The sequence below is a fragment of the Enterococcus sp. GPZ-007 genome (assembly GCF_059374735.1).
Genome location: NZ_JCAFYN010000009.1, coordinates 48,068 through 59,973, shown reverse-complemented (window position 1 = coordinate 59,973; position 11,906 = coordinate 48,068). Strand labels below are relative to the sequence as shown.

At 42.4% G+C, this 11,906-nt stretch carries 11 protein-coding genes; all 11 read right to left on the bottom strand.

All coding sequences use genetic code 11. The features are described from left to right. Positions 1–27: 27 nt before the first annotated feature. A complete protein-coding gene (locus tag AC4J95_RS07025) occupies positions 28–639 on the bottom strand; it encodes a DUF3841 domain-containing protein (protein WP_494549234.1) in 612 nt (203 codons plus the stop codon). Then, positions 597–1,154, bottom strand: a complete 558-nt coding sequence (locus AC4J95_RS07020) for a DUF3841 domain-containing protein (protein WP_494549233.1) — start codon at positions 1,152–1,154, stop codon at positions 597–599. Before AC4J95_RS07020 ends, AC4J95_RS07025 begins: the two co-directional genes overlap by 43 nt. Before the next feature lie 42 nt (positions 1,155–1,196). Next, positions 1,197–1,895: a GntR family transcriptional regulator gene (locus AC4J95_RS07015; protein WP_494549232.1), complete on the bottom strand. Its 699-nt coding sequence runs from the start codon at positions 1,893–1,895 to the stop codon at positions 1,197–1,199. 194 nt (positions 1,896–2,089) lie between these two features. Further along, positions 2,090–3,580, bottom strand: coding sequence for a glycine betaine uptake BCCT transporter (locus AC4J95_RS07010; protein ID WP_494549231.1), 1,491 nt, complete (start codon positions 3,578–3,580; stop codon positions 2,090–2,092). 72 nt (positions 3,581–3,652) lie between these two features. Continuing rightward, positions 3,653–4,972 (bottom strand): betaine reductase selenoprotein B, encoded by a 1,320-nt coding sequence (grdH, locus tag AC4J95_RS07005; protein ID WP_494549230.1) that lies wholly within the window; start codon positions 4,970–4,972, stop codon positions 3,653–3,655. 19 nt (positions 4,973–4,991) lie between these two features. After that, a complete protein-coding gene (locus tag AC4J95_RS07000; protein ID WP_494549229.1) occupies positions 4,992–6,317 on the bottom strand; it encodes a glycine/sarcosine/betaine reductase component B subunit in 1,326 nt (441 codons plus the stop codon). A gap of 305 nt (positions 6,318–6,622) precedes the next feature. Beyond that, entirely contained in the window at positions 6,623–7,780 is a 1,158-nt protein-coding gene (gene grdD / locus AC4J95_RS06995; RefSeq protein ID WP_494549228.1) for a glycine/sarcosine/betaine reductase complex component C subunit alpha, read from the bottom strand. Positions 7,781–7,784: 4 nt separating this feature from the next. Continuing rightward, positions 7,785–9,320, bottom strand: a complete 1,536-nt coding sequence (gene grdC, locus AC4J95_RS06990) for a glycine/sarcosine/betaine reductase complex component C subunit beta (RefSeq protein ID WP_494549227.1) — start codon at positions 9,318–9,320, stop codon at positions 7,785–7,787. A gap of 82 nt (positions 9,321–9,402) precedes the next feature. Then, positions 9,403–9,867 (bottom strand): glycine/sarcosine/betaine reductase complex selenoprotein A, encoded by a 465-nt coding sequence (gene grdA / locus AC4J95_RS06985; RefSeq protein ID WP_494549226.1) that lies wholly within the window; start codon positions 9,865–9,867, stop codon positions 9,403–9,405. A gap of 46 nt (positions 9,868–9,913) precedes the next feature. Beyond that, positions 9,914–10,231, bottom strand: coding sequence for a thioredoxin TrxA (trxA, locus tag AC4J95_RS06980; protein WP_494549225.1), 318 nt, complete (start codon positions 10,229–10,231; stop codon positions 9,914–9,916). A 141-nt stretch (positions 10,232–10,372) separates the two neighbouring features. Next, entirely contained in the window at positions 10,373–11,302 is a 930-nt protein-coding gene (gene trxB, locus AC4J95_RS06975) for a thioredoxin-disulfide reductase (RefSeq protein WP_494549224.1), read from the bottom strand. Positions 11,303–11,906: the final 604 nt, after the last annotated feature.

The following is an 11,906-nucleotide window of genomic DNA, read 5'->3' as shown; positions in this document are numbered from 1 at the left end:
ATCAGCTTTGGACGGTTCTTTTTATTCCTATATTTTCCATTCTATAAAGGATTCGACCCAATCGTTCCGAAGCTCCCAGATACCGCCTTGAATATCTTCAAATGGCAGTGTTTTGGTCTCCTTGATTGCTTGATCGTATTGGAACAACTTTTGCCAGCTGCGAACCAACTCTGTTTTTAAATGAGGGTAAAATGCTGTCGTATAGACATCACCTTCATAGGCCACCTGATACTTTTTCAGCTTCTCAGAATACTTTTCCTGCTCTTCTTCCGTGCCCAGCAATCGCAAGTTCAAAATCTTGTTCCAATCAGACATACGAAAAAAAACAACCTTCTCGATTGGCACACGCAGCTTGATGATTTGCGAATCGGCGGAATAATCAAGGTACTTGACATCCAAAAATGTCCAGATGGCGGACTCCGCATCAGAAGGCCACTCTACGACAGTCGCAGCATATTGACGATACCAGCTATACGCTTGCAAAAAGACGTGCGAAGCTTCGCCATACTTTTCTTTGATATAAGCGTTCTCAACAACGTGTCTGCCTGATCTATGCATTTTATCAACGACCACTTGGCTTTGAGAAGTGTACAATGTCACTTGGTTATCTGAGTAATCCATTCTTCGCGAATTTCCCATATCGTCCCCACTTTCATATCCCCCAACACACTGGTATCATCAAAAAGCCGCTCATGGCTTTGTTCGATTTTCCGTTTAATATTAGGATAAAATGGCGTCATAAAAGCAGTAATGTCATCAATTCCATAGTTTTCCAGCATCTTATTGTGTTTCTTTTGATCCTCAAGATCTTTAGGAATGTACAGATGATTAACGATATTGCCCCATTTCAACAAGTCCACGATGATCAGCTGATCCTCATCAAGCTCAATCTCCAAAATAGCATTTCCTTCACTATTTTGAATGCTCTCCTCTTTTGACAAGGAGACCCAGATAGGATATTTCACATCTGGAGGCGGTGGGACAAATCGTGAAGCCGCATGCACATACCACTCATACACACCTAAATAAAGATTACTGTGGTCCTCCATCTTCTGTTCGATATATTCCCTTTTCGCAATATACCTGCCAGATTGTTTCAATACTTGCAAAATATTCTTGTGTTGTTTGGTCCAAACCTTAACTTTATTTGTCATATTTCCTCCAAAAATCAGAAATAGGCTAAAGGTAGTTTGCTCTTAGCAATCCAAACAAAAATTCTGTTCCTCTTCCGGCAAAGTAGCCTTCACGTAATTTTGAATATGATTATGAAATTCGCGAACGACAGAAGGCAGTTCATTTTTCCGCAAAACCTCGACAAAAACCAAATGCTCCTCCGATTTTTTCTCAAGGATTCCCAGAGAAGATAGATCTTCATTCATCACAATCAGCAGCTGATAAAACAAGCTTTCCAATATCTGTGCTCGTCTCACACTTCCAGACAATTGCCAAATGTATCGATGGAAAGAAATATCCAAGGTGTTCAATAGATAAACCTTGTCTTCTTCTGTTCGACAGCGATTCTCGCCATCCTTCATCTCTAAAGCAATTTCTGTCAGCCGTTGAAAATCTTCTTCCTTAATCATTTGATTGCGTAATAATTTACGCAGAATCTGTGTTTCTAGTGAGGTCCGAATTTCAAATACTTCCATTATTTCAGCAGGTTCCATTTCGATCACGTGATTTCCTTTACGAGGGGAAAAGGTGATCAATCCCTGTTCATTTAAGATACGCATCGCTTCTCTAACCGGAGCTCGGCTAATATTAAAATGAGTTGAGATATCTGTCTCGATTAAACGATCGCCACCCTTTAATGTTCCTGACAAGATTCTATTTTTAACATAGGACACGACCATATCACTTAAACTTTGTTTTTCGTATCTAGGCATAATATCCATATATAAATCAGCACTCCTTCCGATATAACTCATTAATTATATCAGAAAGCCTTTACTAAGTCTCTTGTCGTTCGGTATTTGATCGTTTCAATCGCTTCAGCGTTGCTGAGTCTACAAGCAAATCCACTGATTTGACGAAGCAGCTGATTTTCTTCTCTTCTTGTATCTTTATTCACATGATAATTTAACTTGGTCTATTGCTCTAATTCAGGCGGCTCTGATATCTTATCTGGTTGGTTTTTCTCCTGCATCAAGGCCTTGAATAAACAGGCGGCACATAGCAGCATAATCACCGTCAACGGCAACGCGGCTACGATGGAACAGGTTTGTAATGCATCTAGACCACCTGTCATCAGCAAAACCAATGCAAGCAGCGCTTGGATCACACCCCACAGAATTTTTTTATCATTACCCGGATTCAAGTCCCCTTCCGACGAAAACATCGATAGAACGAAAATCCCCGAATTGGCCGAAGTGATGAAAAAAGTACACAAAAGACAAATAGCGATAATTGAAAAGACCATGCCCATCGGATATTCTGCAAAGACCACAAAAAGAGCTGTTTCAGTTACTTCTTTGGCTTTGTTGATGATCCCGATATCAAGGTTAAGTCCAAGACTACCAAAAACTGAGAACCAGATGAAAGAGACCATTGAAGGAGCAATCATAACCCCAAGAACAAACTCTTTGATCGTTCTTCCCTTAGAAATTCTAGCAATAAAGGTCCCAACAAATGGTCCCCATGCAATCCACCATGACCAATAGAAGATCGTCCATGAACCAAACCACGAATTATCCCCGAACGGATTGATCGAAAAGCTTTCTGAAATAATATTATTGACATACCCTCCAAAAGAGTTGGTAAAAATGTTTAGGGTCATAATTTTCGGACCAATCAAGAAGGCGCCTGCCAATATAGCAATCGCCAGATAAAGATTGATATCAGACAACAGCTTGATTCCTTTATCGATCCCACTGACCGCTGTCCACGTATAAATCACTGTCAAACCGACGATAATGATGATTTGAACTAAACGCGTAGTAGGAATATCAAACAGATAGTTTAATCCTGAGTTGATTTGCAAGGTTCCTTGACCAAGCGACGTGGCGATACCGGCTACTGTTGCGAAGACCGCACAGATATCGATTAGTTTTCCAATCGGACCTCGAACTCCTTTTTCTCCGAGAATCGGCAGGAAAATGCTGCTGATCAATCCGGGAGTCTTTTTCCGAAATTGGAAATAGGCTAAGGCCATTCCAATAATCGAGTAAGCCGCCCAAGGATGAAAGCCCCAATGCAGGAAAGATTTCTGCATTGCCATATTTGCAGCTTCCTCAGTTCCGCCAAAAGTTGTAAAGTGATTCAGCGGCTCTGCAACTCCCCAGAAAACCAAACCGATCCCCATCCCTGCTCCAAATAGCATCGCAAACCAAGATTTATTGCTATATTCAGGCACAGAATCATCAGGACCCAGTTTTATTTTGCCAAAGCGACTAAAAGCAATCAGTAACGAGAAGACGACAAAAACAAACATAGCTATTAAATAAAACCAACCAAATTTGTCTACCAAAAAGGCTTTTGTACTATTCATCGCTTTTGCAAATGGATCTGGTGCGACTAGGCCAATCAATACGATAACAGCTGTAATCAATAGAGATACGTAAAAAACGATATTTTTTTTCATCCGAACGTCTCCTCTTCAAAGTTTTTTTGTTCGACGAGCTGCTGATTGGCAGCTCGCCATTATTTTTGACAATCAAACTTTTACTTCAAAGAGTCGAGGTTCTTCGATTTCAGTGGATAACGCGTCTAAAGCAACTCCCACACGATGGTAACGGAGCTTGTGTTGTACATCTTTCGGTGTAGCTGGGTCTCCTAATGGGTATGGGATCGAAATCGTCGGAACGATTCGGTTCACACCTACTGTACGAGCGACAGGAATCAGGTTCGCCATCTGAACGATCGTAATTCCGGCTTTTTCAATTTCTCTGGTCATCGTTGCACCGCAACGAGTACAGGTTCCTCAGGTGGAGGTTAAGATAACGGCTTTAACCCCATCATCAATCAATTCCTGAGCAATTTCTTGTCCCATCCGAGTAGCTTCAGCTTGGGTCGTTCCAGTTCCAACTGTCGCATAGAAGTATGGATACACACCGCCGATTTTTCCTTCTTTCGCATACTCCTTCATTACATCAAGTGGCAGTACCACGTTTGGATCATCATTGGCTGCGGCCGGGTCAAACCCGGCGTGGATCGTCATGAATTCGCCTTTTTTCAGCTCGTCCATCTCATCCACATTGTATTTGCCCCATTTCGTTGCCGATGCTGACTGGATACGATCTGGGTTCCCAACCGGAACAATTCCACCGGAAGTCACTAAGGCAACCTTGATCTTGGCTAACTCTTCAGCTGGGATAGCTGGAGCGATTGGTGCCCGCTCTGATTTAGGAATGATCAACTCAGATTGATATTCTTCCCCATTGACTTTTTTCAGCAACATATCGATGACACGGTCTGTTGCTGGTACTGGTGGGTCAAGCCAAATTTGATCACGGATACCGCGACCAAAGTAGCCCTCTTCTGCAGCAGAATTCAGCTTTTCCCCAAACAATAGACGCAACGCAAAATCTGTCATCTTCGCCACATCTTTGCGCATTGCTGCCGCACTTGCTCCGCCTTTGAAGATGTACATTTCTTTACGATACATTTCAACACCCGGATTTTCTTCATTCATCGATGTGATTGCTGGTACTCCAAATTTCTTCTGAACGGCTGAACAGATGTGACCACACGCCGCACCATAACGTCCCGCACGAAACGCTGGACCGGCAAAGAAAATATCAAACTCTTTATCATCTAAAAATTCAAGAATACGCTTGATTGCTTCATCTGTTTCTGAACCCATGAAATTGTCCCCACAGATAATGGTGTGAGTAATTTCGACTTCACCCTTTAAAGCTTTGTTATATGCCATACCCGGGCCAACAATTCCTGCTCTGATCTCAGGCTCATGACCAGCGAATTCTTCGCCGCCAATCTGTCCAAAAAATTGATTGAGATATAAAATCGCTTTCATAATTTCCCTCCTCTATTTTCTAAAATTCAACCATTGTCTTTGTTGACCACCCAACGACTTGGTCGCCGCAGAACATCGCGTTGTTTTCCATAATGATCGATCCGTCTTCTTTCACTGAAGCGCCAAGGATCTCATCATTTGACCAGCCGCCTGAAAGCCCATCGCGAGCCAATGCTTCCAACTCTCCCAAAACAGTCTTCATCGGCGGTAATTCGATCAAAGTAGACACGTTCCCCGTAGAAACAATCGCATCACATTTTTCATCCATCGATACTAGTGGTTGGCTTGCGCCATCGCGCCCTGTACATTCATTGGTCAATCCGACCGTCTTCACGCCAGCATCTTCCAATGCCACATAACACGCAGTGAAATCCGCATCCGGATTGCCGTATCCTTCTTCAGCAACCACTGCACTATCAGCACCTAGGCTTTTCGCCATTTGTGCGACAAATAATGCTGCACGTTCTTTTTGTTCCAAGGCAACGTTCAGATTCGACATAATAATTCCTAGGAAGTTAATTGTTTTTCCGTGCTCTTCATATAAGCGTTTGATCATCGGGAAATTTTGGAAATCATAGGTTGACCATTTTGATGAACATGGCATGAAGGACCCGGAGATCATTGCACCATCTAATACTTCATTCGGATGCATGAAGGTCGGCAGCATCAGATTGCAGTCCCAGCCGTAATTCAAATCGTTGTAGCCTGAATCTTCCATTTGTGATTGCGGCTGTAAGACAAAGACCACACTCGGTAATTTATTCACTGCTTCACTACGTTTGGTAACTGGCTCCAGTTCATACGTCTCCACTTCATCGGATTTCAAACCTTTGGTCACTGCTCCAATGTATTCAGCAAGACGCATCCCTGCCCAACGCAAAGCATGATTTTTCTTTTGCTGTTCATGCCATTCAAATTCTTCATCGGTATCAGCGACCAAAACGACATTTTTAAGCTGCGAATAGTAGCTATATTTCGCCCCTTCTCCGCTCATATCGATCAGCCCATCTTGGAATCCACCCCAATGCTGACCGACAACTAGGACACTCATATCCTTTAAGGCGTGAGTCACACCGTCGCCCGCTTGCATTAATTTTCCTGTCACACCAGGAAATACCGGACCGCCTCCGACACGATAACGAGGTTCGATCGCTTCCTTGACTGGAACTAACCGGACTTCATCTCCAGGATTTACGATATGCAGCTCTGCTTCTGTGATGTGCTCGTCTTCTAAAACAACTTCTAACGCTTCCTTTTTATTAATCGTCAAGATACCATCGACATATTCTGTTTTCTCACCGAATTGAATATCTTTGACGTGAAAATTTGCGATATCTAATTTCATTTGCTTGCTCCTTTCTCATTTTGAGGAAATAATTTTTCTTGGGAAAAATTAGTCTTATCTTCGAGCCGTATGTCATTCCTCTATACCGCTTGATTCATAGGTCCGTCATTTTCATGAATCGTTTTTTTGATTATGAATCCTGCGAAAAGAGGAACTGAAATCCTTTCTCAATTTCGAGCTAGATACTATTTCCGGTTGAATCAGGTAAAATGGTATCCCAGCTCAAATCAATGCATAACGTTTGAATGCTTTTGTATAGAGTAAAATTCAGATACTTTTTTGTTTAAAAAATCACGAGCGCTGGATCAGCTGCCGATATAGCCGGCATCAACTAAGTGAGCCTTCGCTTCAGACAAGCGTTTTTCCGCGATCATCACCACTGGACCAGTACACCCCATACCGCTCTCAGCGTATATTCCTTGCTTCCACAAATGTTGGACAGCATCTTCTAAATCCAAAATTTCAACTCCATGAATCTCCTCAGTTACGATCTCTTTATCAGGCTGGGCAACTTCTTCCTCCACCGCTTCCTTTTGCGGCTGCGCTTCCTTCAACAGCGTGTCTAAAGAAGCCTGCTTCAGCTTGGCAAACTCCGCTGCTTGAATTTGCTGGAAGTTTCCACGAACCAATTCATCCGCGAATTCAATCGCACCGCTCACAACAGGGGCTCCTGAAGCACGGGATACGATCATAATCAGCTTATCCATTCCTTCTCCTACGCCGGGGCCATAGCCGAATCCTAGAGATTCATAATTTCCGCCAGTACTATAGGAAGAAAAGATCTTCTGCAAAATATTTCCCGTTAAGGAATCCATCACCATGACATCACAAGTCCCTGCAAGCACGTCATTACCCCGCATGACTGCTCCGCCATCGCTGCGATTTGATTTTGCAAAATGAATTGGATAACCATTTTCCGCCAGTTTTTTTAAAGTGATCTCCGCTTGACGCGCGCCATCAATGTTTAATAATCCTATGGTAGGTTCCGCAATCCCGCAGGCTTTAGCCGTGATAATGCCGTATAGTGCATTCAACACTAACGCTTCAACTCGTGTTAACGCAGAAGTGCCTGTCGTCGTTGCCAGATACATGTGCTTCCCTTTGGCTGGCGTAAGCACTCGGCCAACGGTGGAAACGCCGATTGGAAACGGATAATGCATCGTAACACCTGCATCCGCAATGCCTTCAGTCAACAGCTCTTCTAATTTCTTATGCCCTTCATCTGCATCTGAAACCAAAAGACTTTCAATGCCTGAATAATCGATTTCCTGCGTCCCGATGACTTTCACAGAGATCCCTTTATCCGCGGCCATTTTTGCTGCATCAATCAGCTCTGCTTCATCGTGTTCGCTTCCCAAAGCAGTCAAGGCTACCGTTGATGAAACACTTCGGCCGGTCTCTAACGTATCCGCAAGTTCTTGAAACACATCAGCGATCATCTGTTTTGTTTCTTTTCCGGCCATAGGATTATTCCTCTATCTTTCCAGCAAGATGGCTCGCGAAATCCCGGAGAGATTCCGCGATCAATTGCTTAATTTGATCTTCGGAAACAGTTTCTTCCTGTTTTCCGCTGTTTTTTTGCATTACAAATGAAATTCCATCAAACAAGTTTGTCATTCGACCTAAGAACAGGCTGCCTTTTCCAACAAACATTGCTCGATTGACCTTACCAGCCATAATATCGTTTCGCCCAAAACCAAGATATGGGATACCAGATGGAATATGCCCTTGAGTCGGCGCCCATCCAACCATTCCGTGCTGCTTAACAAAGTCAGCCAATTCGGATTTTTCGATCTGTTTTTTCATGACCGCTAAAGCACCGATCATCTTGTAGTTCGCTTCTGGTACATTCCCTGCTCCCGCTGGTTTGGTGATGTCTGGATTTTGCATCTCAACAGAATACTTGTCGATATCTGTTAATTTTAATCCGGCATTTTCCAATGGGATGCTAGTTAGTGACGAGATAACCTTCTGTGGTGACGCTCCTGTTCCAACGGTATGTCGTCCGACGATATCGATATTCAATTCTGGACTGACACCATCATTTTCAGAGATCAATACCGCAAAACTAGCAACACAGTCTTCTAAGATCGGTACACCTTTGTTCAAATGATCCTTTCCGTTCATACCTAACTTCGCAGTAGAGCCACCAGCGGCAACGATTACATTTTTGAAAACACCAGATTTGACCAGTGAAGCTGCTTGGATCAAAGCATGGGTTGGTCCAGCACAAAAACCGCGAACATCGCTGCCTGTTGCATTTTCCAAGCCAGCCATTTCCGCTGCTGCTTTCGCAAAGTTCCCGCCGCCTCGTTGATTCATATCTCCGCAGGCTTCTTCTGAACATTCCAAAACATATTCAACTTCGCTTGGATCAATGCCAGTCTGCTGCAGTAAATGCAAGATCGCGATCGTACAAGATGCTTTTGAAACAAGATTCTCAAAAATGACATGGGCAAATAAGGTATCATCCAAATTATGAGCGGCTTTTACACAGCCTACGACTTCACCGTTATAATAGATCGGTTCCGCGTTTTCATTTTCGATGAAACCTAAGATTTCTTCAGAAGAAACTTCCTCTGAAAACTTTGCCAAAATTTTCTTATCCAATAATGGATGGTTATCTAGTTTGCTTTTTACTGATTTGTTAAACGCATCAGATAATTTGACCAAGTCAAAGACATCGACATATTTCATCATCCCGATGAATTCATCTTCAGGCATGATTTCACCAAAAGCTCCTTGGCGTTTCTCATCAGACTTTTTGTCGTACCAAGGAGTCTCGATTTTTTCGAGCTCTTCTGGTGTCATATTGCCAATATAGACTTGGTTCGGTGGATAGGATACGCAAGTTTCGTAATCACGTAAATGGTTGCTTATTTCTTTCAAGTATTCTGAATCAGGATCAATTTTTCTTTGAAGTGTTTGAGTAGTGCCGTTATGGACTACCATATCTGGGGTATGTGCAAGAAAATAGCTCGACCCTTTCAATACGCTATACATAGAAACATCCTTTCTTTTCAAAATTGTGGATGATGCGGGACAAGTCAATGTCCAGCATCATCAAAAAAGCTGTACATTGAACTTATTCACCTATTTGACTTCGAATTGAAGTCATTTCATCGATGATATCGTCAACGTCTAGTACCATTTCCATCATTCCAACTTGTTCCTCATACAGCTCAGAGTCGATCGCTTCTTTCATTTCTGGTTCCACGATATGATATACGTCAAGTCCTAACTGGACTCCTGACAATGGACCGGCATACGTAGGGTCTCCTAAAGTTACAGTCTCAGCTGCTAAACCAGCAGCTTCACCTTCCGCCGCACCGAGAACAACAACGATATTCTCAGCACCGAATTCCTCTGTAAATTCTTTTACCCTCTTTTGGTTTTCCAGATCCATTGCGCCCGCGGCCGTTCAGACAAAGCATTCTGTGGATGAGAATACTACATCTGCGCCTAGTGGTTTCACACATTCTTCAATGGCTTGACCAGGAACGCCGTCTCTGTCGCCGAGGATGATAACTTTTTTGTCTTTCAGCAACATCTTGATTCCTCCTTGTTTTTTTATATTATTTAATCGGTTTTACCCGTTAAATATACTTTTTGATCATTGCTTCTATATTTTCGGGAGTCGCGTCGTCTTTGACTAATTCTTCGACCTTTTCCCCATCCTGATAGATCGCAATGACTGGTATTCCAAGAATCTTTTGTCCAATCGCCACTCTTCTGGCTTTCGCCGTATCTAGTTTTGCGAAGGGAATATTTTCACTATATTTATCAGCGAATTCTTCGATGCTGGGCATCAACGCCTGACACGGTTCGCAGGTTTCTGAGAAAAAGTCTACTAGCATCGTACCTTCGCTCTGTAAAACCTCCGCTTCGAAATTCTTTTTATCTAAAACTTTCATATCTTCACTACTCCTTATTCAGATTAAAGTACTCATTTTTCTCAGAGAAAAATGAATTTGATTTTCATGCCGTATAACATTCTGCAAAAGGCAGAACGGACATTCTGATTCCAAATTCTTATCCACACTTCAAGAAAAATTCTAATGATGCAAATACTTTTCGACTGCGACAGCTGCCGTACAGCCGTCACCGCTGGCAGTCACTACCTGACGAACATTTTTCACACGGACATCTCCCGCTGCGTATACGCCTGGAACATTCGTCGCCATTTTTTCATCGGTTTTGATGTAGCCATTTTCCATCTCAACGACATTTTCAAATACTTTCGACTGAGGTAAATAGCCGATAAAACTGAAAATACCGATCAGCCCATCTTCTTCGTCAGCTTCGAAGCAGGTCGTTTCATTTGTTTCGGTATTACGAATCGTGATTGCCTCAACGATACCGTCGCCTTCAAGACCTTCCACCACCGAATTGTACACATAGTGGACTTTCTCGTTTGCCATTATTTGTTCGATCGCGATGGCATCCGCCGTCAACTCGGCCAAGTTCTGAATGATCGTCACTTTGCGGGCAAAAGTCGACAAGAACATTGCTTCTTCTACTGCTGAATTCCCTCCGCCGATCACAAAGACTTCCATGTCTTCGAAAAAGGCTGCGTCACAGGTTGCGCAATAAGAGAGGCCCTTACCCATGAACTCTTTCTCATTTTCGCAGCCGATCGGACGCGGAAACGCGCCAGAAGCAATAATGACCGAACGACTACGATATTCTTCTTTGTTTCCTTTGATTACCTTCACGTCATCCGACAAATCCACTTCAACGATCGTATCTGCTGCCCGTTCAACCCCAAAAGAGGCCACCTGTTCTGTCATTCGCTTAATCAACGAGCGACCAGATTCCTTTTCAAGACTCCCTGGATAATTTTCAATCTCAGAGGTCAGAATAATCTGTCCACCATCCTTTCCTTTTTCAATCAGTAGTGTTTTTAGTCTCGCCCGACCGGCATAAATGGCTGCTGACAAACCTGCTGGTCCTGCACCGATGATGATTACGTCATACACTTGCATAGCTATCCTCCATCCCTTTCTTTATAAAATACGATGATTAATCATCGTGATTTTCTAAAACGCACTTTTTTGATAGCGTTTACTTTTTTCATATTTCGTAAATAGCAAATTACGAGAGTCTTTCATTGCGATCAGATGATCAATGACCATAAAATAGATTCCTTTTTCTCAAACGTTGTCTATCCTTATTATTAGTCGATTGTCGACAAACGACTAATTTGTTCAAACCCATTCTAACAGCTATAAGCAAGTGATGCAATCTGTTTTGAATTCAATTTTTCCGTTATTTTTTTATCAATTTAATATTACGTATGTTTTTTTATGTGCTGCAGGATTTTAAATTGCTCAAATTGTTATACATTTTCCACCTATTAGTTATTGATTTCACTTTAGAATTAATTCCACTGAATTATAACTTTTCACTTTTCGATCAGAAGACTGGATTGGCCTTTTGTTCTGACCCTTTTCGTATATTATTAAGCAACCTTTATAAAGGTAATCGGTAAATAATTGATTGGGCGGTAAATTGTCTTTTCTTTTTCTGTTTTCTTAAACAGAAAGAGAGCGTTTTTTTATTTTCTTATGATTATTCTAGTTTCAAATT

Excerpts from the sequence above, each read along its gene's own strand:
- AC4J95_RS07025 (WP_494549234.1), bottom strand. The coding sequence starts at position 639 with ATGGGAAATTCGCGAAGAATGGATTACTCAGATAACCAAGTGACATTG.
- AC4J95_RS07020 (WP_494549233.1), bottom strand. The coding sequence starts at position 1,154 with ATGACAAATAAAGTTAAGGTTTGGACCAAACAACACAAGAATATTTTG.
- AC4J95_RS07015 (WP_494549232.1), bottom strand. The coding sequence starts at position 1,895 with ATGGATATTATGCCTAGATACGAAAAACAAAGTTTAAGTGATATGGTC.
- AC4J95_RS07010 (WP_494549231.1), bottom strand. The coding sequence starts at position 3,580 with ATGAAAAAAAATATCGTTTTTTACGTATCTCTATTGATTACAGCTGTT.
- AC4J95_RS07000 (WP_494549229.1), bottom strand. The coding sequence starts at position 6,317 with ATGAAATTAGATATCGCAAATTTTCACGTCAAAGATATTCAATTCGGT.
- grdD (WP_494549228.1), bottom strand. The coding sequence starts at position 7,780 with ATGGCCGGAAAAGAAACAAAACAGATGATCGCTGATGTGTTTCAAGAA.
- grdC (WP_494549227.1), bottom strand. The coding sequence starts at position 9,320 with ATGTATAGCGTATTGAAAGGGTCGAGCTATTTTCTTGCACATACCCCA.
- trxA (WP_494549225.1), bottom strand. The coding sequence starts at position 10,231 with ATGAAAGTTTTAGATAAAAAGAATTTCGAAGCGGAGGTTTTACAGAGC.
- trxB (WP_494549224.1), bottom strand. The coding sequence starts at position 11,302 with ATGCAAGTGTATGACGTAATCATCATCGGTGCAGGACCAGCAGGTTTG.